Source organism: Collinsella sp. SGI.095 (genome assembly GCF_050314535.1).
GTDB lineage: Bacteria > Actinomycetota > Coriobacteriia > Coriobacteriales > Coriobacteriaceae > Collinsella.
In genome coordinates this window covers 16,588-38,675 of record NZ_JBNPNG010000009.1, presented here as the reverse complement: position 1 = coordinate 38,675, position 22,088 = coordinate 16,588, and the positions used below count along the sequence as shown (strand labels likewise).

Below are 22,088 nucleotides of genomic sequence, written 5' to 3'. Positions count from 1 at the left end.
GCCTACCCCCTCTTCTTCTTGGAAATCAGACGGACGATGCCCACCAATGCGGCGGAAATGATAAACAGGACCACGCCCATGCCAAACAGAGCCGAGCGGTGCAGGCCCGAGGAATAGCTCATGTCGAGCGCGATCTGGCTCGTGAGCGTCGAGATGGGGCTCGAGATGCTGTCCGGGATGACCGGAGCGTTGCCAACGACCATGAGCACGGCCATGGTCTCACCGATGGCACGACCCATGCCCAAGACAATCGCATCGACGATGCCCAGCTTGGCTGCAGGCAGCACGACCTTGTAGATGGTCTGCCACTTGGTGGCACCCATGGCATAGGATGCCTCGCGAATGCCCATGGGAATGGAATTGAGGGCATCGATGGTGAGCGTGGTGATGGTGGGAACGATCATGATGGCGAGCACGAACCACGCTGTCAGCGCACCAAAGCCAAGACCGCCGGTCAGCTGCGCGATAAACGGACGGATGATGACCATGCCAAAGAAACCGTAGATGATGGAGGGGATACCCGCCAGCAGGTCGACGGCGGGGCTGATGAGACTGCGCACGCGCTTGCCGGCGATCTCGACCAGATACACGGCCGTGCCCACACCCAGGGGCACACCCATGGCGAGCGCACCGACCGTCACCAGACCAGAGCCCGCCAGCAGCGACATGATGCCGTAGTGGCCCTCGGAGGGCGCCCACGTAAAGCTAAAGAAGTCCGCCAGACCGATGTCGGTAAAGACGGGCAACGCCGAGTACGTGGTAAAGACAAAAATCAGGATGACGGTGACGACCGCCAAGAACGCGCAAGCAAAGAAGATCCACTGCAGCGCCTTCTCTTTGAGATAGGTGCTGCGCGACACCAACGCCAACTCACGCTTTTTGGGCGCCTGAGCCTCTCGCTCAATCTGGGGGGTTTCCTGTGCTTCCATGCTACTCACTCCCCTTTCCGTCGTTGGTGACGGGAATAAAGCCCGCCTCGCGAATCTGCTTGTCCATCTTCTCCGACGTCACATAGTCAATGTAGTCCTGTGCACGCTGCGAAGGCGTACCCTTCACAAAGAAGTAAAGGTCGCGCGAGATGGGGTAGCCGCCACTTGCGACCGTCTTCTCGGATGCCTCGACATGGTTGACCGAAACAGCCTTAACCGAAGTCTTAGCGTTGAGGCTCTCGACAAAACCCAGCGAGATGTAGCCAATAGCACCACGCGAACGGGACACGACATCGCGTACCTGGCCCGTGCCCGAAAGAACGGCAGAGCGACGATCGAACGGCGTGCCGTCCATCACGATGGTACGGAAGGCCTCGCGCGTACCGGACGCCTCATCGCGGTTAATAACCTGAATCTTCAGGTCCTCTCCGCCGACTTCCTTCCAGTTGGTAATCTTACCGGCGTATATGTCGCGAAGCTGCTCGGTCGAGAGGTTGTCGACCGGATTATCGTCGTTCACGATGACTGCGATGCCGTCGTGCGCGATTACAATCGGGGTCAGGCCCAGATTCTGCTCGTCGGCATTGAGGCCACGAGACGAGCTGGCGATGTCAGCCGTGCCGTTGCTGACGGCCTCGATACCGGCAGAAGAGCCAAGGCCAGAGACGAGCACGTCGGTGCCGGTCTCCTCCTTAAAGCCCTCGGCCGCAATCTCGGCTATGGGAAGGCAGGTGGTCGAGCCGGCCACGGTGATAGAAGACGTGGAAGATCCCGAGGAGCAGGCACACAGCGTAAGCGTGAGCACTGCCGCGCTTAGGACCGATGCGATCTTTCTCATAGCATCACGCCGATCGCAGCATGGCGCCCACAGGTGCCGCCCTCGTTGCGGTAGGAATAAAAGCGGTCGTTCTGACGAACGGTGGAGAGCTTGGTGTCCACAATGCCGTTCGCTTCGACGCCGGCGTCCATCAGCGCCTCGCGAATGGCGGCGGAAAGATCGAGCATACGAGAAGCGGCAGCATCGATGCACGCGAACTCGGAGGCAAAGCGGTCCATAAGTTCTTGGGACACCTCGTACTCGTCACCCAGGATATGGGGCCCAATATAGGCAGAGATGTCGTCTGGCTTGCAGCCAGCCGCCTCGCAGAGCGCTTGGCACGCCTTGGCGGAAATGCGCGCAATCGTGCCCTTCCAGCCAGAATGCACCACGGCAAAGCCGCCGGGAGCCACCAGCACAACGGGAACACAATCGGCAAAGCAAAGCATCACGGGCACCTCATGCGCCGTGCAGACGAGGGCATCGCAGCCCTCGGCAATCTGCTCGCGAATGTTCTCGAGATCATCGGCGCCGTTCGAGGTCACCGTCACGACATTGTCACCGTGTACCTGATTGGGGACAAGCAGGTTGTGCTCGCACTCGGCAATACCCATGGCCTCGAGTACGCGGCGACGATTTTCTTGAACGGCAAAGGGGTCATCGCCAACATGCGAGCCCAGATTGAGTGAGGAGTACGCATCTTCGGAAACACCGCCAGTGCGTTCGGTGAAGGCAAAGCGGACATCGTGCGTCGCGCCCTCTACCAACGTAACTCCATCATGGTCGACACGCGAAACGTTGTCCGCACGTGCTGCCATACTAAAGCCTCCTAATAACACGAGTATCGCGGCCAAGCCGCAGCAGTCCGTGCCATACGGCTGCCATACTTCTACAAAAGGATACCCGCAGCGGTAGGGACCAAACGTAAGGGGAACGTAAAGAGATTGGAGACTTTCGTTTACAAACGAGAAACAAAACGGGGTGCATCCAAATGGATACACCCCGTGCAGGTCGATGAGAAAAACGAACTAGAAGCTACCACGCTTAAGGAAGTCGGGAAGCTCAAACTGGTCGTTACCAAAATTGGGAAGCTCCGTACCGCCGACATTGCGGGTCGGGGCAGACTGAGCCGAGCTTGCAGCGGGAGCGGTACGCTGAGGCTCGACAACGGAAGCCTTGCTCTGGGACTGCTGGGCAGCGAAGAGCTCGTCCTGACGGTTGACATTAGAGTCGGAGAAGCCCGTAGCGATAACGGTGATGCGCACCTGATCGCCCAGGGACTCGTCGACAACGGTACCAAAGATGATGTTGGCCTCGGGATCGACGGCGTTGGCGACAACGTCGGCAGCGTCGCTGATCTCCTGGATGCCCAGATCCTTGGAGCCGGCGATGGAGAGTAGGACGCGCGTAGCACCATCGATAGAGCTCTCGAGCAGCGGGCTGGAAATAGCCTGCTGGGCGGCGTCGACGGCACGGGTGTCCCCAGAAGAAGTACCGATACCCATCATGGCGGTGCCGGCCTGCTTCATGATGGTCTTAACATCAGCGAAGTCCAGGTTGATGATGCCCGGGACGGTGATGAGGTCGGTGATGCCCTGGGTGCCCTGGGAAAGGACGCCATCGGCAATCGCGAAGGCCTCGAGCATGGTGGTCTTCTTCTCGGCGATGTCGAGCAGCTTGTCGTTAGGGATAACGATCATGGTGTCGACGCAATCGGAAAGGGTCTTAATGCCCTCTTCGGCGCTCTTCTTACGCTTGCGGCCCTCGAAGGTGAAGGGCTTGGTCACGACGGCGACGGTCAGCGCACCGACCTCGTTCATCGCGATATCGGCAACGATGGGAGCGGCGCCGGTGCCGGTGCCACCGCCCTCACCGCAGGTGATGAACACCATGTCGGCGCCAGCGAGCGCCTCGGCAATGTCATCGCGGGACTCATCGGCAGCCTTGCGACCAACCTCGGGGTTGGCGCCAGCGCCCAGGCCGCGGGTAAGGTCGGTACCGATGTGGACCTTGATATCGGCATCAGAGATCGCGAGCGCCTGAGCATCGGTGTTGATGGCAACAAACTCGACGCCACGAATGCCCTCTTCGATCATTCGATTGACCGCGTTGGTACCGCCGCCGCCGACGCCGACCACCTTAATGACGGCAAGGTAGTTGTTGATCTCTGTCTCGTGCATGTCGGTCCTCCGAACAAAGGTTATAGCCATAGCATGGGTTGACCCCTGCGCACATTAACCTTCAGGTTGAAAGTAAATGCAAAGGTAAACCGTATTATGTTTGCACATTATGAACGTATCAGTCAAATAATTGACCGTGAAAACCAAACAAACCAGATAAACGGCGTGGTATGGCCCCTCAACAAAGCCACGCACCGACGCTAAGCGGTCGGTGCGTTTCTAAACGTATAGTTGCCGGGAGACCGAACGTTGATGTAGGTTACGCCCTCTACCTGCGACAGAAGCTTGGTCACGACGCGTTCCTTCTTGGCGATATCATCAGAATCGCCCAGCGAGACCTCAACGCCATTATCAAGATTCGCCGAGATGGCCTCGACCGAAGGTATAGAAATATCCTTGATCTGCGCCAAGAATTCGCCGGAAAAACCACGCACGTAATCCAGGCCCGCTTTAACGGCCTTGGAAGAAACAGCCCGCCCCGAGACCGGCTCGACATCAGCCGAGACATCGGTAAGCAGCACGGCCCCGTAGTGCTTGGCCAGCGCCAACGCAGCATCGATACCGCTCAATGTGTTGGCTCCCTCACCCGAAGTGACGACATTTCCCTGGTCGTCCACCTCCACAGAGGTCGAAAGCGGTGCGATCCAGGTGTCATCGTCGCCGATGGCCCAGGCAAGATCGTCGGAACTTATATAAGCGATCGCGGTGACCTTGCGCTCCGTCGGCGTAATGACGAGCGTGTGGGGAAACTGCCGTTGAACGTCCACGCCCGAAACCCACGGGTTCTGCTTGAGATCTTCGGTAATCTGGTCGGGATTTACGTTGAAGAGCGATGTGTTCTCGGGCAGACTGATCAGCTGCATGGCATCGTGCTTGGTCACATGCTCGCTGCCCTCGATCTGAATATCGGTAGCGGCAAACAGGCCGGAATTGATAACGACGATGGCAACGACGGCAAGCACGGCCACAGCCGCCAAGATACCGCCCACGATTTTGCCCTTGCCCTTAACGGCAGAGGCGGCCTCGGACGTCTTACTCGCCATGGCGCCAAGCGACGACAGCGGATTGATACCCTTATTGGTCGCAGGTGCCTTAGTGGCGGGCACCGACGTCAACGAGCGCGGCTTGGCAGCGCCCAACGTACGACCGGGATGCGTCGCTTTAGCCCCCAGCGAGGGCTTGGGCGTCACTATGGGCCGAGAGGGCTTGGCACCCATCGCCGACTTAGACGTCACCGAGGGGCGCGGAGCCGGGTGAACCGTCTTTTTTGCGGCAGGGCGTCCACCAAGTTGCGAGCCGACGACCGGACGTTTGGCGGACCGTACGGATCCAGCGGACTTGGAGGACACAGGGGGCTTGCGTTGAGGCTGGACGGGTGCGCCGGAACGCCCTCCGGCGCGGCGGAAGGTAGGTTTCGATGCTCTAGAAGCCGAGGAATTTGACTTCCGGTCTGAGCTCGATGCCATACGCCTCCCTCACCTTTCCGTGCACATGCCTGATAACCGCGGCCACGTCATCGGCCGAGGCGGTACCGTTATTAACGATAAAATTAGCGTGTACGGGCGAAACTTCCGCACCGCCAACCGAAAAACCCTTTAATCCACAATCCTCAATCAGCTTGCCAACGCTCGCGTCGGGTGGATTGCGAAAGACCGACCCGCAAGAAGCGCGACCCATGGGCTGCGTGCGTTTGCGCCTCGTCAGGTACCGCTCCATACGCTCGCGAATGTCGGCCTTAGGCGCAGGCTTGAGCTTAAGCACGCACTCGAGAATAATCTCGTTACGCGGCAGGCTGCACTCACGATAGCCCCAGGCAATCTCGGACCCCGCATAATGCTTAATGCCGGATGCCGGGTCAAACGTGACCACATCCTCGACAAGCGAACCTATCCACTCGGTCCGCGTACCGGCGTTCATAGATACGGCGCCGCCGACCGAGCCGGGGATGCCAACCGCAAACTCAAGGCCCGAAAGCCCGCGCGACAGGGCATCGTTGACCAAACGTGCGAACATAACGCCCGCGCCAACGGTCAGCGTGCAACCGTCCTCGGCAACAACGGTGCGCTGAAACTCACGCCCCAGCGAAATGACGGCGCCGCGATAGCCCGCATCGGCAACGAGCAGATTAGATCCCTTGCCGATAATGACCCACGGCACCTGCTCACGGTCGAGCACTGCCACGGCACGACGAAGGGCATGATAGCTATGGCACGTCACGAAGAGGTCGGCCTTGCCGCCGATACGATAACTCGTATGACGCGCAAGGCGTTCATCCTCGACTACATCCGTGTCGATCATGCCCGAAAGCGCCATGACGGCGTTAAACAGACCCATAGGGGCTAAGCGTCTTTCTTGGCAGTCAGATACTCGATGAACTCAGGGCCAACGGTCGTAACGTCGCCGGCGCCCATAGTAAGCAGCAGATCGCCCTCACCTACCATCTTCTCGAGCTCACGATTGAGCTCGAGACGGCTGGAGCAGTACACGACCTCCTTGCCAGGGTGCTTGGCGCGCACAGTATCAGCGAGCATCTTGGAGGTTACGCCCGGAATCGGCATCTCGCCGGCAGAGAACACATCGATGAGCAGCAGCTTATCGGCATTGGCGAAGGCATCGGCAAAATCATCGCACAGCGCCTGCAAACGCGAATAGCGGTGCGGCTGGAACACGACGTCAACATGCTTATAGCCCAGCGACGAGGCGGCGGCAAGCGTCGCCTTGATCTCGGTGGGGTGATGGCCGTAGTCATCGACCACGGTGATGCCGTCAATATCGCCCACATGGGTAAAGCGGCGGCGGACGCCCTCAAAGCTCGAAAGCGCCTCGGCTGCGGCATCGACGTCGAGACCCAGGACATGGGCAACGGTTAGCACTGCCGTGGCGTTGAGCATGTTGTGGCGACCGGGGTTGCTCTTGATCTCGACAGCATGCTCGGTCCCATCCTCAAAGCGAACGGTAAAGTCGCTCTGAATGCCCTTGACATCCGGATGCACGCAGACGACGTCGTTGGTTTCGGCAAAGCCATAGGAAAGCACGTGGCGACCCGTCGACTTGGCGAGTTCGACCAGATGCGGGTCCTCACCGCAAACGATGACGGTACCGCTCTCTCCAACCAGGCCCATAAACTTGGCAAAGGTGGCCTCGATCTCCTCGATGCCCGAGTAGTGGTCGAGATGGTCGGCCTCGACGTTGGTCACGATGACCACGTTGGGGTTCAGGAACAGGAACGAGCTGTCGGACTCATCGGCCTCGGCGACAAAGTAGTCACCCGAGCCGTTCTTTCCGTTGGTATCGTAACCCTCGACGATACCGCCGATCAAAAAGCTGGGATCCAGACCCATGCGGTCGAGCATGGTGGCACACATCGAGGACGTCGTGGTCTTGCCGTGCGTACCGGCAACAGCGATGGTGGTGTAGCCGTGGCCCAGAGCCGAGAGCATCTTGGCGCGGGGCCACACAGGAATACCGAGCTCGCGAGCACGCACAAGCTCGGGGTTGGACTCGGGAATAGCGGTAGAGACCACGACCACGTCGGGCTTGACCTCATCGATCGTGGCGGCCTCGTGGCCCACATGAACCTTCACGCCAGCACGGGTAAGCTGACGAATGTAGCGCGAGGTCTTAAGGTCGGAACCGGTAACGGCATAGCCGCGCTCGTGCAAAACGAGAGCGATGCCGCTCATGCCGGCGCCACCGATACCGATAAAGTGGGCGCTCTTGAACTCGGGCGCGGAGGTTGCAGTCTGGGAATCAGCCATGTGCTCGTGTACTCCTTGCGTAAACACTGCCTGTAACCCGTTAACTGTACCGCACCTACCGCATCCGCGCGAGCGCAAGCTCGATATCCCGTCTAACTAACGCAAACCCTCTACCGCATCGGCCAAAAGTGCGGCGGCGCGGTCCTGAGCCAACCCGCGCGCCGCCTGACGCATGGCATCGCGCGCTGCGGCGTCATCGACCAGATGCAGCAGCTCCTCGGCAAACGCCGGAGCATCGATATCGGCATCGGCACAAAGCACGCCGGCACCGGCATCGACCAGATAACGCGCATTGGTCGTCTGGTGGTCGGCCGTGGCATGCGGATACGGCACGAGCACCGAAGGCACGGCGAGGGCGGCAATCTCGGCCACGCTCGAGGCGCCGGAGCGCGAGAGCACCAGGTCAGCTGCAGCTAGCATGTCGCCCATGTTGTCAATGTAGGGCTGGACGCGATAGCGCTTCGTCTCATCGGACGTCAGCGCCAAAGCACGCTCGGTGTCCTCAAAGCCGTCGGCTCCCGTCGAATGCAAAATGTAGAGATTCTCGCGGGTCAGCAGCTCACTCTTGAGCGAGGCTACGCGCTCGTTGAGATGCTGGGCACCGAGCGAACCACCAAAGACGAGCAGAAGCGTCGCATCCTCGGGCACGCCAAGTGCCTCGCGGCCGCGGGCGCGATCGCCCTCAATGACCGAGCGGCGCACCGGATTACCGGTCATGAGCACATGCTCGGGGTCGCCCTCGCGCTCAAAGACAGAGCGCGCAGCCGGCACCGAGATACACACGCGGGCGGCATGGGAACTCATCATCTTATTGGCCAGGCCCGGAACAGAGTTCTGCTCGTGCAGCAGATACGGAACGCCCGCATCCTTGCACCAGCCCAGCAGCGGGACCTCGACGTAGGCACCAAAACCGATGGCAGCATCGGGCTTGCCAACCTTTGAGAAATGGCTGGCGAGCGAGCGCTTGGCCTTATTGACGCGCCACAGCGAGCTCAACGCGGTCCAAGGACGGGAACGGTCGAAGCCCGTGACCGTGATAGGTACAAAATCGAACCCGGCCTCGGGAACCAAACGACCCTCGAGCTTGTGCGACTGGCCCACGAACACAACATGATGTCCGCGGTCGCGCAACTCCTCAGCCAAGGCAAGCGCAGGGTTGATATGTCCCGCCGTGCCGCCGGCTGCGATAGCAACGGTCATCTTATCGGTCATGAAAATCCCTTCGTACGCGCGGTCCCTGATCGTCGGTGCGCAGACGCGCCGATGGGTCCGAATTCAAATTGATTCGATTATATCCGCCGCCCGAGCTTCGGGGGTTCGGGCGTTGGGGACGCCCCTGCGGAGCCGTTCGCGGGCGCGGACGAGCCGCCGGCTCGGACGCAGAGCCATCCAAGACGGTAAAACCGTTGCGCGAAGGGCGATCGCCGCGCACATGGGGCACGCCGGCGGCACTCTCGTCCATAACGGCAAAGCTCTCGCGGCGACGGTCGTACTCATCACGACGGGCGCTCTCGTGCGAGACGCGCAAGATCAGCCCCGCAAGCATAAGCGATACGATAATCGACGAACCGCCGTAGCTGATAAATGGCAGCGGCTTACCCGTCATGGGAAACACGTTGAGGATGCCCAGCGCATTGATCAAAAACTGCACCGCGAGAATGACTGCGGAACCCGATGCCATGAGCGCTCCGCGACGGTCCGCAGCCTGCTCGGCAATGCGAAACGCTGAGTAAATCAGCATCGCAAAGACCAAGAAGAGCAGCACGGTCCCGACAAAACCGACCTCCTCGCCGATAATGGCCAGAATATAGTCGTTGTGTGCCTCGGGCAAATACGAGTACTTCATGGTGGAGTTACCGATGCCACGGCCGAACAAGCCGCCCGAAGCAAACGCCATGATGGCAAGCGTTGCCTGATAGCCATCGCCATACTCGTCGGCCCAAGGGTTCAGGGCAACCTGAACACGCACCATGCGGTACGGCTCTGCAACAAGCGCAAACACACTCACGACAATGACGAGAATGATCACGCCGATGATAAACTTGGGGTCTAGGCCCGCAAATAACGCCATACACATGAGGGTCAGCGAGATGATCAAGACGGTGCCATAATCGGGCTGGATAAAGATCAAAAAGAGCGAAATGCCCAAGTAGACGACCATCTTGCGAAGGAACTCGTTGATGTTGCCACCGGGCGAAAAGAAACGGTCGAGTATGATGGCCGAATACGCGATGGCAAACGGCTTTAAAAACTCAGACGGCTGGAACTGAATACCGGCGATGTTGAGCCAGCGCGTGGCGCCACGGCTGCCACTGCCGACAAGAAATACCGCAAACAGCAAGAGAATCATGCCGATAAGGAAGATCCTAAGTACATCTTCCCCAAACCAGCTGTCCGGCAAGACGCGAACGATCGCAACCATGGCAAGCACGCCAACCCCGGCAAAGGTAGCCTGTCGAACCAGGAAAAACGTCGCCGAGCCGTTCTCGTGCAATGCCTCGACCGATGACGCCGAGTACACCATCAGCAGACCAAAGCACACTAAAGTAAACAGGCACGCCATGAATATCAAACGAGGGCGCATGATGCGGGCGGGGACGCCGGCAATATAGCGTTCGCTGAGCGTCTGCCCGCCGCGACCGGAACGCGGCGTACTGCGCTGCGAGGAAGCACGGTCCGAGTCGGGCCTCCTCATACCTTGTCGGGGGCTCTCCTCTCTCACCGGCGGCCCCTATTCCATTTGCGATTTCGCTGCGGCGGCAAGCTGGGCCACGTAGTCCTTAAACACGCGGCCGCGCTCCTCGTAGCCCGAGAACTCATCGAACGAAGAACAGGCGGGAGAAAGCAGGATCACGTCGCCTCGGCTCGACAGCGAACGGGCAACGTCGACGGCGTCGCGCAGGTCGTCAGCTTGAGCGATATCAACGTCACCATCGACATCGGCCTCGTCCATAGCGGCGGTAAAGCGCTCGCGCGCATCGCCAAAGCAGACGACCGATCGCACGTTGTCCATGACAACGCGGGCGAAGGACTCGAGTGGCGTGCCCTTGTCGTGACCACCGAGCAGCAAGATCACGTCGTCGTCGGGAAACGCCGTCAGGGCCTTTTCGACCGCATCGGTGTTCGTTGCCTTGGAATCGTTGACGTAGCGCACGCCATCGATCTCGCCACAGGGCTCAACGCGGTGCTCCAGCGGCTGGAATGAGGCCAGGCCGCGACACACACCGTCGACATCGGCACCGACGGCCAGGGCAGCCGTGGCAGCGCACAGGGCATTGATGACATTGTGATGTCCGGAGATTTTGAGCTCGGACGTGGCGATGAGCGGGGTCTCGACGCCCTTCAGGCGAATGACCATCTTGCCATCGCGCACAAATGCGGCGTCCTCGCCCGCAGGCTCGTCAAAGGCGACCTTGCAGATGCGACGACCCGGCGTGTAGACATACTCATCGAATTCATGGATACCGGCATCCTCGACGTCGATAACCACAAGGTCATCATCGACCATATTCTCGAAGAGCTTAATCTTGGCGAGCGCATAGTTCTTATGGCTCTTGTGCCAGCCCAGATGGTCGGGGGTAATGTTGAGCAGCACCGCCACGCGGGGGTGAAGCTCCTGGGTCGTTGCGATCTGATAGCTCGAAAGCTCAGCTACAAACCACTCGTTATGCGCGCGGTCGTCGATTTCGTTCACCGGAGGCTCACCGATATTACCGACAGCAACGCTCGCCTCGCCCGCTGCCTTAAGCAGGTAGTCGGTCAGCGACGTGGTGGTCGTCTTGCCATTGGTGCCCGTAATGGCGATCCAATTTTGGGGAGACAGGCGGTAGGCAAACTCGGGCTCACCCATGATCTGGACAGCGTGATCGCGGCCAGCCTTAAAGAATGACGAGAACTCCGAGATGCCCGGACACGTCACGCATACATCAAACGCGCCCTCGACCTGCTCGGTTCCGTAGACAAACGATACCCCGCGCGCCTCGAGCGAGCGCGTGGCATCATTGGGCTCGGACGTGCCGCCACCGTACACGGTAACGGTACTCACGCGCTCGGGGTGCGCAAGCGCCCAGCGAGCGACATCAAGACCGGACTTACCCTGGCCCAAGACGAGCAGGCTAAAGAAATCTGCAAGAGGCATGAAAAACCACTATCCCAACTGGAAAAACAGGGCAAGGCCCAGAGCGCCAAAAGCGGCAGCGACAATCCAAAAACGGATGACGACCTTAGTCTCGGCCCATCCCTTCTTCTCGAAATGATGATGAATGGGCGCCATAAGGAAGACGCGCTTATGCGTAAAGTGGAAGTAGACGACCTGAATCATGACCGACAGGGTCTCGACGATAAACAGGCCGCCGATGATGAGCGAGACGACCTCGGTGTTGGTCATAATGGACGTGCAGGCAAAGGCCGCACCCAAGGCAAGAGAGCCGGTATCACCCATAAAGATACTCGCCGGATAGCAGTTGAACCAAAGGAAGCCCAGGCAAGCACCAGCACATGCGGTACAGAAGATAGACAGGTTTACGTCACCGTGCAAAAACGCCATGGCAGCCATGGCAAGCATGGCAATCATAGAGGTGCCACCGGCAAGGCCGTCCAGGCCATCGGTCAGGTTCACGGCATTAGAAAGACCGGCGATCATCAGCCAGCAAAAGACGATGTAGAGCCACGGAAAGGTAAGGCCACCAATGGTGGTCGAGAAGATACCGAGGTCAATCGTCAGACCGCCGGGAAAACGAATCTCGGGGGCAACGCCGCACCAGCTGACGGCAAGCACGGTAAACGTGACGCAGATGATGGTGAGACCGATCATCTTGGCGTGGGGCGTCAGGCCGAGCGAACGACCGTGCGTGACAGAGGTCAAATCGTCGATAAGGCCCAGAACGCCGGTTGCAAGCGTGGCAAGCAGCACGAGCACAAGCTCGGTGGTGAGCTTGCCCATCAAAAGGCACGTCAGCGAAACGGCTACGAGAATGACAACGCCGCCCATGGTGGGCGTGCCCTGCTTAATCAGGTGGCGTTTGGGTCCATCGGCGCGGACCTGCTGGCCGATACCCTCGACCTTAAGAAGCTTGATCCACCACGGCATGAGCAGCAGCGCAATGGCGGCGGCGATGCCAAGTCCCAAAAAGGCCTGGTATGTAGGATACGCGGGGTTCCCGAACATGGGCTAGCACACACCTTCCACAAAGCGGTCGAGCTCGACAAAGCGAGAGCCCTTGACCAGCACAACGTCATGTTTCTCAAGTGCGCCGGCCATACGGTCGAGCACCTGCTGATAATCGGAGAACACCTGGATGCGGTCCTCGTCCATGCCCATCATGCGCGCGGCTTCGGCCATACGAGCGGCCAGCTCACCGCCCACGCACGCCAGCATATCGAGCTTCTTAGCCGCGGCATAGGCGCCCACCAGCTCATGCATGCGGGGGGCCTCGTCGCCCATTTCGCCCATCTCGCCCAGAATCGCCATTCGAGAGCCGGAACACGAAAGCGAGCACAGCAGGTCAAGGCCAGCAGCCATGGATTCGGCGCTGGCGTTATACGAGTCGTCGATAATGCGGGCACCGCTCTTGGCGTGTTTGATCTCCTGACGATGACCGGTAATCGCGATACCCCTAAAGGCAGCATCGATCTGCTCGGGGGTCACACCCAAACGATAGGCAACTGCGGCGGCCTTAACGGCATTGGGAACGGACTGGACGCCGGGAATGGCGAGCATGGTGTCAACGGACTCACCCATGCCAAAGTCAAGCGTAAAGACCGGGCGGCCCTCGTCATCAATGTGAATGCCGCGGGCGCAAACCTCATCAACATCCGAAACACCCGCCAGCATCACGTCGATACCCGCGGGCTCGGCAAACGTCTCACGAATGAACGGGGTGAAGTCGTCTTCGCCGCCCAAAACCAGCAACGGGAGAAGGTCGTCGGCGGCACACATGCCCCCAACAATCTCGGACTTAGCGCGGGCGATATTCTCGCGACTGCCCAGGATTCCAATATGAGAGGTGCCGATCTTGGTCACGATGGCAAGGTTGGGATTGGCGGACCGAGAAAGGCGCTCTATCTCGTGAAAATGGTTCATACCCATCTCGAGAACCAGCACCTCGGTGTCGGCAGGAGCGGCCAAAACCGTGAGCGGCATACCGATCAGATTGTTGAAATTACCCTTGGTGGCCCAAACGCGATAGCGCTTGGCAAGCACTGCCGCAAGGACATCCTTGGTCGTCGTCTTACCGATAGAGCCGGTAATGCCAACCACGAGGCAGCCAAGCTGCGTGCGATAGGCATGTGCCAGGCGCAGCAAAAATTCCTCGGGATCATCGGTGTGTAGGATGGCGCAGCCCTTACGCTGAGCCAGCGATACAAGCTCGGCGTTGGGCTCGCGCGTCATCACAACAGCGCCGGCGCCCGATTCGATGGCGCGGGAAGCAAAATCGTTGCCGTCGACTTTTTCACCCGGAAAGGCAACAAAAATCGTGCCTTCCTCAACCTGGCGCGAGTCGATAACGCACCCACGGCATACCCGATCGGCTTCTCCCGTCACGGTCCGGGCCCCTGTTGCGGCCGCGAGGTTGTTGACGGCGATCTCTATCATTGCAGCTCCCCTGTAAACCTAATAATGCTATCGGCGTATTGTATCCCAGCGCCGCGCATGCGTGGTGCAGGGCATGTGAACACCCTCCAGATTAATCGACAGCCCTTTCCAGGATTGTAACCCCCTACTTGGTGCGTGGGATACCCAACACATCGAGCGCGTTAGCCATAATGACCTGGAACGGCACGGCGGCAGCATCCGAACCGCTCGGCGTTCCGTCGAGCGTGATATAGCACAAAACCTTGGGTGCTTGCGCCGGGGCAAACCCCATAAAGGACGACATATAGCTCGCTTTGAGGTAGCCGCCTTTTTCATCGGCGCGCTCGGCCGTACCGGTCTTACCCGCCACGTCGTAACCGTCGACGGCGCCCCCGACACCCGTGCCCTCGGAAACGACCGTCTGCATGCACGATATCACCTGGGCGGCGGCGTCCTCAGAAATCGCCTGCTCGCCCTCGCCCCAGTCCTTCTCCTCGCCTTTGCTGGATTTATAAAAGTGCGGCGTCATCATCACGCCGTCGTTGGCAATGCCACCCACGGCGCGCGCAATCTCGATCGGCGAGACAGACAGCGCTTGGCCAAAACTCATCGAGCCCAACGTGGCACCGTCATACTGGTCACGCTCCTTGACAATGCCAAGGCTCTCGCCGGGAAAATCGATGCCCGAACTGTGTCCAACGCCCCATTTGTCCACGTACGCGGCAAAATCGTCCGCGCCGATCTTATGCCCGACCAATACAAAGCCAACATTGGATGAGCGGCGCATCATCTCGCGCACATCCATGGTCATGGCGTAGTCACGCTTATCGGCATCGGTGACGGTATCGTCGCCGACCTTAATGCTCGCCGGCACCTCAAACGACGTACTCGAGCGCACGACGCCCAAGTCGAAACCCGCACCTGCAACGAGCGTCTTAAAGACCGAACCGGGTTCATACGCATCGGTAACCAAGCGCAAGTTCATATCCTCGGTCTTGGCGTTCTCCAAATTGGTCGGGTCGTAGGTCGGATACGAACAGGCGGCCAGAATCTCGCCGGTAGTAGGGTCTGTCACCAAAGCCGAACCGTTCTTGGCTTTGGTCTTCTCGACCGCCTCCGCCAGAGCGTCCTCTGCTGCACGCTGGATATTGACATCCAGCGTCGTCACGATGTCAACGCCATCGATGGCGGCGACTTTTTTATAGGCGCCACCCGCAATATAGCTATCGTCCCTCGCGCGCTCTCGTACCAGCGTGCCGTTTGTTCCGGTCAGCAATTTGTCATATTGCTTTTCAAGGCCCGTTAGGCCCACGTTGTCAACGTTCACCACGCCTAGAACCTGCGAAGCCAGATTGCCGTATGGATACACCCGCTTCATCGCCTGCTCAAAGAGCACGCCGGGCAGATTTTTCTTCTTCAATGCCGCGGCATCGTCCTCGTCCACCTGGCGCTTGATATACACCCAAGTGCCATCGGACTGAACCAGCTTGCGGCAAGTCTTCTTATCGATTCCAGTCGCCTTAACCAAGGCCGATACCGTTTTATCGACATCCTCGATCAGCTGTGGATTCACGGCGACATTGCTGCACTCGACCGACGACGTCAGCACGTTGCCGTTTCGGTCGTAGATCGTGCCGCGTTTGGCGTAAAGCGTCTCCGCAAGCAGGCGTCGAGCATCGGCGCGCCCGCGCAACTCATCGGCATTTACGATCTGGTAGTCGGCAAGGCGAATGGCGCCCGCAGCCAGGCCCAAACCGATACAACCCATGACGGCATTACGGCGAGGCAATGGCGTCCCCGTAAGCCATTCGGTCGAAGATCGTCTATTCGATCTGCTATTGCGTACTTGAGGGTCATCCGAGCCGCGAAGGCGCGACGTTGGATCGTTGCCACGATTCGACCCCAAGTTGTAAGATGACCGACCCGATCCTTGATAACCAGAACGTCCCCGCGAAGAGGGACGTCCCTGCCCGCGACTCCCGTCTGGACCGCGGCGATAATCATTTGTCATACTCAGCTACCGTCTTATTACTGGACAGCCGCAGCCGAGCTAGCGCCCGCGGCTGCATCCTGCGAAAAATCAAGTGTAACGCTCTCGCTGGGCTCCACCATGCCATAAGCGCCCGCAAGATCGCGAATGCGCGTATCGGCACCATAAACAGAGTGCATGACCTCAAGGTCAGAGCTCTCATCGGTCGCCTTCTCGAGCGTGTTGGTAAGCTCGGCGTTGCTGTTGAGCACCTGGGCCGTAACGCTTGCAAGCGCCACGCGGGCGACGCCAATCGTCATGAAGATAGCCGCAATGATGCAAAACGTTTTAAGAACGCTCATGAAAACCGGGCTTACCGCCTGGTTTGCCTGACGGCCCGCGCCCGTGTAGACATCAAAGCGCGGTGTGCGCTGCTCACGAGGAGCAGCGGGCGCCTGCGGTGCCTCGCGGTAGGCGGGCATGGCGTTCATATCATAGGCGAGTGCTGCGTTTGAGGTGTTGTAGCCCATGATATGCCGCCTCCCATCCCGAGTACGTTGGTAGTGTGTTTAAGCTTCGTTTATGGTGCGAGCGGGAGGTCCAATATCGCGCGCGCAACGCTACAAGCGCTCCGCCACGCGGATTTTGGCTGATCTCGCCCGAGGGTTGCGCGCGACCTCATCGGGTTGGGCAACCAAGGGTTTGCGGGTGATGACCTTGAGTATCGGCACGTTGCCGCACACGCACACCGGAATCTCCGGCGGACACGTGCACCCCTGGCTCATCTCCTTAAAGTGGTTCTTTACGATACGGTCCTCGAGCGAGTGATACGAGATGACGCAGATGCGTCCGCCCGGGTTGAGCCACCTGGTGGCGGCGTCAAGTCCTCTCTCGAGCACATCGAGTTCATGATTGACCTCGATGCGAATGGCCTGGAAACTTTTCTTGGCCGGGTGTCCGCCATGCCGACGAGCGGCAGCCGGAATGCCAGCCTTGATGATCTCGACAAACTGACCGGTGGTTTCAATCGGTTCGGACTCGCGTCGACGCACGATCTCGCGTGCGATCTGTGAGGCGAACTTCTCTTCACCATAGACGCGTAGAATCCGGGCGAGGTCGTGTTCGTTATAGGTGTTGATGACCTCAGCTGCGTTTAGGGTGTTGTTACCCGGATCCATCCGCATGTCCAATGGGGCATCTTCGTTATACGAAAAGCCCCTGCCAGGGATATCGAGTTGCGGTGACGAAACGCCCAAGTCGAACAGGAAGCCATCGACCCCGGGCACCTCGGCCGAGCAAAGCAGCTCGTCCAAGTCGCCAAAGTTGCCCTTCAGCAGCTGATGCGGGACGCCGGGGACCTCGCGGTCCAGACGGGCACCAGCGGCCTCGAGGGCCATGTCGTCCTGATCGACGCCAAGCAAAAGACCCGTCTCCCCCACCTGCGCGGCCATCTTTACCGAATGACCGGCACCGCCAAGGGTGCAATCGCAGACGACAGATCCGCTCTTTAGCTGCAGCGACTCAAGCACTTCGCCGAGCATGACAGGTTCATGCCGATATTCTTGTGTCAAGATCCCACGCTCCATCCGTTACTCATGCCTTGCCCTTACGAGAAGAAGAGGTCCAGCAGAGCCTCATCGTCATCGTCCTCATCGGCCGTAGCACGGTCCCAAACCTCGAGGTGGTCGTAGTTGCCCACAACCGTGACCTCGCGGTCGAGGTTCGCCTGCTTGCGGAGAGACTCAGAAAGACCGATACGACCGGCGCTGTCCACATCCATCGAGGTGGTGCGCTTGTTGATCGCCCTCATGAGTTTCTGGTCGTTGATGTCACGCGGGTTAAAACCCTCGTGGCCCTCACGACCCGCGAAGAGTCCTTCGACCCACTTATCGAAGGCCTCGGCAGAGAACACGTACAGAGCATCGACATCCAGGGCTTTGAACACGCGAACATGCTCTCCAAGCTCCTCGCGAAGGGGTGCAGGCAGGGACAGACGACCTTTTGCATCGAGATTGCGCTCGTATGCACCCGTCATTCCCATGTGCGCCCTCCCCTCGGTTACTCAGATGGCACGTACGCGGGGAACCACCCCGCCTGTCGACGTCATTAATAATATGGGGAACTGCCCCATTTTTCAACATCTTTCCCCACACCTTCCCCCACAACACCCCACCACTCCACCCTCTATATGCTGTAAAACACCCTCGTTCATATGTTCGAAAACACAATATGTTGTGTTTACAGCAAAGCCGGGATGCCATCTGTAGCAGCCCGGCTTTCAACCTCAACCTTCAAGTTGACCTTGAGGCGAATTTTGTGTCCCTTTACGCGCCGTTCACATCGCCCCCCAAACTTCCCCGCCAACGTCACGCGCGACCCACCGGCGCATCGGCGCAAGACAAAAGATGGGGCGGACCCCAGATTGCCGATACGCGCACAAAACCGCGTCACGACAACCTGGGGTCCGTCCCCCATTAGTTGTAAATATGCAGGTCAAAGAGTCGCTAGCGATGCGCCAACGGATGAGCCGCCAGGTAGACCTCGGTCAGCTGCGTGCGGTCGACATGCGTGTAGACCTGTGTGGTCGAAATGTCGGCATGTCCCAAAATCTCCTGTAGCACGCGCAGGTCGGCACCGCCCGCAAGCATATGGGTCGCAAAGGAGTGACGCAAGGTATGAGGATGAAGCCCCACCAGTCCCACCTGACGCCCGTATCGCTCGCATATGACATGAACACTCTGACGCGACAGGCGACCACCGTTCTTATTTAAAAAGACTGCCGGTGTCTTTGACCCGCGGGCATGAGCGGCCAGGCGGCGACGCCCATCAGCAATATATTGAGCCATAGCCCGTGCGGCACTTCCCACGAGTGGGGCAAGCCGCTCCTTCGAGCCCTTGCCGCGCACCAGCACAAAGCCGTCGTCAAAATGAACGTCGCCTACATCGAGCCCCACCAACTCGCTCACGCGCAGGCCACATCCATAGAGCACTTCCAAAATGGCATGGTCCCGCAAACCCATCTCCCCTTCCGGGAAATCTTGGTCGAGGAGCGCCGAGACATCCCCTACCGAGAGACACTCCGGAAGGCGCTCCGCCTTTTTGGGCAGGCGCAGTGCAGCCGTCGGGTTTTGGGCGACGATTCCATCGCGAACCAAAAAGGCATGCAAACCTTTCACGGCCGCAACTGCACGCTCCACCGAGGCATCGGAGTAGCCCCCGTCGCGCCGATCACCGACAAAACCCTCTATTACCTGACGGTTCACGCCTTCAAAGGACTCAACACCGGCCCGCTCCAGGTAGGAACAGTAAGTCGTCAAGTCACGACGATATGCCGCGATCGTATTGCGCGCCAAGCCTCGCTCGACCGCAAGGTAATCAAGATACTCCCCCGTCACCGTATCGAGCAACGAGGGAGTATCTTCGGTATGTCTTTCGTTCGCTGGCACCCTTAGTCCGTCGCGAGGTTCATGGGCGTCACCTGCAGGCGATCGACACCCTCGTGCTGGCCAATCGAGGCGCGCACGAACTCGCGGAACAGAGGCTGCGGCTTGGTCGGACGGCTCTTAAACTCGGGGTGGGCCTGGGTGGCCACATACCACGGATGCACGTCACGCGGCAGCTCGACCATCTCGACCAGACGCTCGTCAGGCGAAAGACCCGAGATAACCAAACCCGCGTCCTCGAGCTGGTCGCGGAAGGCATTGTTGAACTCAAAGCGATGACGGTGGCGCTCATAGACAAGCTCCTCGCCATAGGCCTCGCGCGCAAGGGTATCGGCGGCGAGCTTGCACGGATAGGCGCCTAGGCGCATGGTGCCGCCCTTCTCGGTCACGTCCTCCTGTGAGCTCATCAGGTCAATTACGCTAAACGGACCGTCCGGATCGAACTCGGAGGAGCTAGCGCCGGCAAGGCCGACCACGTTGCGGGCAAACTCGCACACGGCGACCTGCATGCCCAGACAAATGCCCAGATACGGAATCTTATGCTCGCGAGCAAACTCGGCAGCAAGAATCTTGCCCTCCAGGGCACGCTTGCCAAAGCCGCCGGGCACCAAAATGCCCGATGCGTCGCCCAGCACCTCGGAGACGTTCTGCTCGTCGAGGCTCTCGCCGTCGACCAGCTGCACGTCCACATGACGATCATAGAAAACGCCTGCATGATGCAGGGCCTCGATGACCGACAGGTAGGCATCGGGGAGCTGGGTATACTTGCCCACAACGGCGATCTTGACCTTGTCGGCATGGTGGTTGGCATGATTCTGTTTGCGCAGGAACTCGTTCCACTCGCTCATGTCGCGCTCGCGCGGGTCCAAGCCCAGGCGCTCGCAAATGCGCAGGTCAAAGTCCTGCTCGGCGAGCAGCTGCGGCACGTCGTAAATACTCGCGCAATCTTCGTTGGTAAAGACGCAGTCGGTATCGACGTCGCAGAAGCTTGCGATCTTGCCACGGATGGCATCGTCGATATGGTGATCAGAACGCAGCACAATGATGTCGGGCTGAATGCCAAAGCTGCGAAGCTCCTTGACCGAATGCTGCGTGGGCTTGGTCTTGACCTCATGCGCGGCGGCGATATAGGGAACGAGCGACACGTGGATGTAGCAGACGTTCTCGGGACCGGCCTCTTTACGATACTGGCGGATGGCCTCCACGAACGGCTGCGACTCGATATCGCCAATCGTGCCGCCCAGCTCGGTGATGACCACGTCGGAACCGGTCTGCTCCTCGATGCGGCGGAACTTATCCTTAATGGCGTTGGTGACGTGCGGAATCACCTGAACGGTGCCGCCTAAAAAGTCACCGCGACGCTCGCGGGCAATCAGGCTCTTGTAGATAGCGCCGGTCGTAAAGTTGGAATCACGGGTAAGATTCTCGTCAATAAAGCGCTCATAATGGCCCAGGTCCAGGTCGGACTCGTAGCCATCCTCGGTCACGAAGACCTCACCATGCTGAAACGGGCTCATGGTGCCGGGGTCGATGTTCAGATACGGGTCGGCCTTCTGCATCGTCACCTTGTAGCCTCGTGACTTGAGCAGACGGCCCAACGAGGCCGCGGTGATGCCCTTACCCAAAGACGAAACTACGCCGCCGGTTACAAACACATGCTTGGTCATATTGAATTACCTGCGCTTCCCGTAGAAGTTTTCCATTCACATCTTACGGGTCTTCATTGTAATACTCGAAAAGCAAGCCGCTCGCTATTTTTCACCCGCATGCCCGCATTTCTCCATCTCGAAACAAAACACCGCCCAAGTAGCTTTGGGCGGTGCAGGTTCGTCGAAACTGCCGTGTTGTTACCGATCGGCAGTCTCATCCTTCAACATATCTTGAACAAGCATGCCGGCACGAACACCCTTAAGGTACCACTCGCCTCGCCCGGTCAGGCATATGCCGTTTGCAAGCTGGCCGCCATCATCGTTATAACGAGAAACGACCTCGATAAGGCCATCAGAATCCAAACGGTCGATTGCAGCGCGGGCACGATACGGCGAAACCCCCACGCACTCGGAGAGTGTCTTGCGCGAGAAACCGTACGGCACACCGTTTCCCTTAGATTGCCGAGCGATCTCCATCAGCACCAGCACCTCGACACGCTTCATATCGTTGACACTCGCACGACCCTTGCCCGCCATGGCAGCCTCCTCAAACCGAGCACGAGCATCAAAAGCACCGCGCATGACCGGCGCATCCCTCGATGGCCGGCAACATCCATCATGGGTAGCCCCGCAAAGGATGTATCCACTGAGGTAATTGTATACCGCGCAAATCGCTTTTGGGCAGGTAAACGGCCTAAATTTCGGCAAATTAAGCCCTAAAACCCCTAAGCGCCGCATCGGGTGCGCACTCCGATGCGGCGTCTCATCT

General features: G+C 59.2%; 19 protein-coding genes. All 19 read right to left on the bottom strand.

What is annotated here, in order from left to right:
• Positions 1-2 precede the first annotated feature (2 nt).
• Positions 3-929 (bottom strand): phosphate ABC transporter permease subunit PstC, encoded by a 927-nt coding sequence (pstC, locus tag ACQRCA_RS05025; protein ID WP_427719203.1) that lies wholly within the window; start codon positions 927-929, stop codon positions 3-5.
• Position 930: 1 nt separating this feature from the next.
• Complete coding sequence (locus tag ACQRCA_RS05020) at positions 931-1,767, bottom strand: phosphate ABC transporter substrate-binding protein (RefSeq protein ID WP_154515256.1); 837 nt, start codon at positions 1,765-1,767, stop codon at positions 931-933.
• Positions 1,764-2,564, bottom strand: coding sequence for a polyphenol oxidase family protein (locus tag ACQRCA_RS05015; RefSeq protein WP_154515254.1), 801 nt, complete (start codon positions 2,562-2,564; stop codon positions 1,764-1,766). Before ACQRCA_RS05015 ends, ACQRCA_RS05020 begins: the two co-directional genes overlap by 4 nt.
• A 210-nt stretch (positions 2,565-2,774) precedes the next feature.
• Positions 2,775-3,926 carry a cell division protein FtsZ gene (gene ftsZ / locus ACQRCA_RS05010; protein ID WP_427719199.1) on the bottom strand — a complete coding sequence of 384 codons (1,152 nt, stop codon included), beginning with the start codon at positions 3,924-3,926 and terminating at the stop codon, positions 2,775-2,777.
• Positions 3,927-4,126: 200 nt separating this feature from the next.
• Entirely contained in the window at positions 4,127-5,143 is a 1,017-nt protein-coding gene (locus ACQRCA_RS05005; RefSeq protein WP_427719196.1) for a cell division protein FtsQ/DivIB, read from the bottom strand.
• 205 nt (positions 5,144-5,348) lie between these two features.
• Positions 5,349-6,260: a UDP-N-acetylmuramate dehydrogenase gene (gene murB / locus ACQRCA_RS05000; RefSeq protein WP_154515248.1), complete on the bottom strand. Its 912-nt coding sequence runs from the start codon at positions 6,258-6,260 to the stop codon at positions 5,349-5,351.
• A 5-nt stretch (positions 6,261-6,265) separates the two neighbouring features.
• Complete coding sequence (gene murC, locus ACQRCA_RS04995) at positions 6,266-7,684, bottom strand: UDP-N-acetylmuramate--L-alanine ligase (protein WP_427719194.1); 1,419 nt, start codon at positions 7,682-7,684, stop codon at positions 6,266-6,268.
• A 96-nt stretch (positions 7,685-7,780) separates the two neighbouring features.
• Positions 7,781-8,896, bottom strand: coding sequence for an undecaprenyldiphospho-muramoylpentapeptide beta-N-acetylglucosaminyltransferase (gene murG, locus ACQRCA_RS04990; protein WP_427719191.1), 1,116 nt, complete (start codon positions 8,894-8,896; stop codon positions 7,781-7,783).
• On the bottom strand, positions 8,886-10,379 hold the full coding sequence (gene ftsW, locus ACQRCA_RS04985; RefSeq protein ID WP_427719189.1) for a putative lipid II flippase FtsW: 1,494 nt from the start codon (positions 10,377-10,379) through the stop codon (positions 8,886-8,888). Before ftsW ends, murG begins: the two co-directional genes overlap by 11 nt.
• A 36-nt stretch (positions 10,380-10,415) precedes the next feature.
• Positions 10,416-11,822 carry a UDP-N-acetylmuramoyl-L-alanine--D-glutamate ligase gene (murD, locus tag ACQRCA_RS04980; RefSeq protein WP_427719187.1) on the bottom strand — a complete coding sequence of 469 codons (1,407 nt, stop codon included), beginning with the start codon at positions 11,820-11,822 and terminating at the stop codon, positions 10,416-10,418.
• A gap of 9 nt (positions 11,823-11,831) precedes the next feature.
• A complete protein-coding gene (gene mraY / locus ACQRCA_RS04975) occupies positions 11,832-12,851 on the bottom strand; it encodes a phospho-N-acetylmuramoyl-pentapeptide-transferase (protein ID WP_154515238.1) in 1,020 nt (339 codons plus the stop codon).
• 3 nt (positions 12,852-12,854) lie between these two features.
• Positions 12,855-14,279, bottom strand: a complete 1,425-nt coding sequence (locus ACQRCA_RS04970) for a UDP-N-acetylmuramoyl-tripeptide--D-alanyl-D-alanine ligase (RefSeq protein ID WP_427719184.1) — start codon at positions 14,277-14,279, stop codon at positions 12,855-12,857.
• 124 nt (positions 14,280-14,403) lie between these two features.
• The gene (locus ACQRCA_RS04965; RefSeq protein ID WP_427719181.1) at positions 14,404-16,047 is read right to left on the bottom strand and encodes a peptidoglycan D,D-transpeptidase FtsI family protein; all 1,644 of its coding nucleotides are present in this window, start codon (positions 16,045-16,047) and stop codon (positions 14,404-14,406) included.
• 239 nt (positions 16,048-16,286) lie between these two features.
• Positions 16,287-16,757 (bottom strand): hypothetical protein, encoded by a 471-nt coding sequence (locus tag ACQRCA_RS04960; protein WP_427719178.1) that lies wholly within the window; start codon positions 16,755-16,757, stop codon positions 16,287-16,289.
• Positions 16,758-16,847: 90 nt separating this feature from the next.
• A complete protein-coding gene (gene rsmH, locus ACQRCA_RS04955) occupies positions 16,848-17,813 on the bottom strand; it encodes a 16S rRNA (cytosine(1402)-N(4))-methyltransferase RsmH (protein ID WP_154515233.1) in 966 nt (321 codons plus the stop codon).
• A 20-nt stretch (positions 17,814-17,833) separates the two neighbouring features.
• Complete coding sequence (locus ACQRCA_RS04950) at positions 17,834-18,268, bottom strand: division/cell wall cluster transcriptional repressor MraZ (protein WP_035137949.1); 435 nt, start codon at positions 18,266-18,268, stop codon at positions 17,834-17,836.
• A gap of 463 nt (positions 18,269-18,731) precedes the next feature.
• The gene (gene xerD, locus ACQRCA_RS04945; protein ID WP_427719174.1) at positions 18,732-19,673 is read right to left on the bottom strand and encodes a site-specific tyrosine recombinase XerD; all 942 of its coding nucleotides are present in this window, start codon (positions 19,671-19,673) and stop codon (positions 18,732-18,734) included.
• Positions 19,674-19,675: 2 nt separating this feature from the next.
• A complete protein-coding gene (locus tag ACQRCA_RS04940; RefSeq protein WP_427719171.1) occupies positions 19,676-21,337 on the bottom strand; it encodes a CTP synthase in 1,662 nt (553 codons plus the stop codon).
• A gap of 180 nt (positions 21,338-21,517) precedes the next feature.
• Positions 21,518-21,901, bottom strand: coding sequence for a hypothetical protein (locus ACQRCA_RS04935; RefSeq protein WP_154515229.1), 384 nt, complete (start codon positions 21,899-21,901; stop codon positions 21,518-21,520).
• Between the last annotated feature and the right edge of the window lie 187 nt (positions 21,902-22,088).

Bases quoted from the DNA above. Each gene is read 5' to 3' on its own strand.
- pstC (WP_427719203.1), bottom strand. From the start codon at position 929: ATGGAAGCACAGGAAACCCCCCAGATTGAGCGAGAGGCTCAGGCGCCC.
- ACQRCA_RS05020 (WP_154515256.1), bottom strand. From the start codon at position 1,767: ATGAGAAAGATCGCATCGGTCCTAAGCGCGGCAGTGCTCACGCTTACG.
- ACQRCA_RS05015 (WP_154515254.1), bottom strand. From the start codon at position 2,564: ATGGCAGCACGTGCGGACAACGTTTCGCGTGTCGACCATGATGGAGTT.
- ftsZ (WP_427719199.1), bottom strand. From the start codon at position 3,926: ATGCACGAGACAGAGATCAACAACTACCTTGCCGTCATTAAGGTGGTC.
- ACQRCA_RS05005 (WP_427719196.1), bottom strand. From the start codon at position 5,143: ATGGGTGCCAAGCCCTCTCGGCCCATAGTGACGCCCAAGCCCTCGCTG.
- murB (WP_154515248.1), bottom strand. From the start codon at position 6,260: ATGGGTCTGTTTAACGCCGTCATGGCGCTTTCGGGCATGATCGACACG.
- murC (WP_427719194.1), bottom strand. From the start codon at position 7,684: ATGGCTGATTCCCAGACTGCAACCTCCGCGCCCGAGTTCAAGAGCGCC.
- murG (WP_427719191.1), bottom strand. From the start codon at position 8,896: ATGACCGATAAGATGACCGTTGCTATCGCAGCCGGCGGCACGGCGGGA.
- ftsW (WP_427719189.1), bottom strand. From the start codon at position 10,379: ATGAGGAGGCCCGACTCGGACCGTGCTTCCTCGCAGCGCAGTACGCCG.
- murD (WP_427719187.1), bottom strand. From the start codon at position 11,822: ATGCCTCTTGCAGATTTCTTTAGCCTGCTCGTCTTGGGCCAGGGTAAG.
- mraY (WP_154515238.1), bottom strand. From the start codon at position 12,851: ATGTTCGGGAACCCCGCGTATCCTACATACCAGGCCTTTTTGGGACTT.
- ACQRCA_RS04970 (WP_427719184.1), bottom strand. From the start codon at position 14,279: ATGATAGAGATCGCCGTCAACAACCTCGCGGCCGCAACAGGGGCCCGG.
- ACQRCA_RS04960 (WP_427719178.1), bottom strand. From the start codon at position 16,757: ATGGGCTACAACACCTCAAACGCAGCACTCGCCTATGATATGAACGCC.
- rsmH (WP_154515233.1), bottom strand. From the start codon at position 17,813: ATGGAGCGTGGGATCTTGACACAAGAATATCGGCATGAACCTGTCATG.
- ACQRCA_RS04950 (WP_035137949.1), bottom strand. From the start codon at position 18,268: ATGGGAATGACGGGTGCATACGAGCGCAATCTCGATGCAAAAGGTCGT.
- ACQRCA_RS04940 (WP_427719171.1), bottom strand. From the start codon at position 21,337: ATGACCAAGCATGTGTTTGTAACCGGCGGCGTAGTTTCGTCTTTGGGT.
- ACQRCA_RS04935 (WP_154515229.1), bottom strand. From the start codon at position 21,901: ATGCGCGGTGCTTTTGATGCTCGTGCTCGGTTTGAGGAGGCTGCCATG.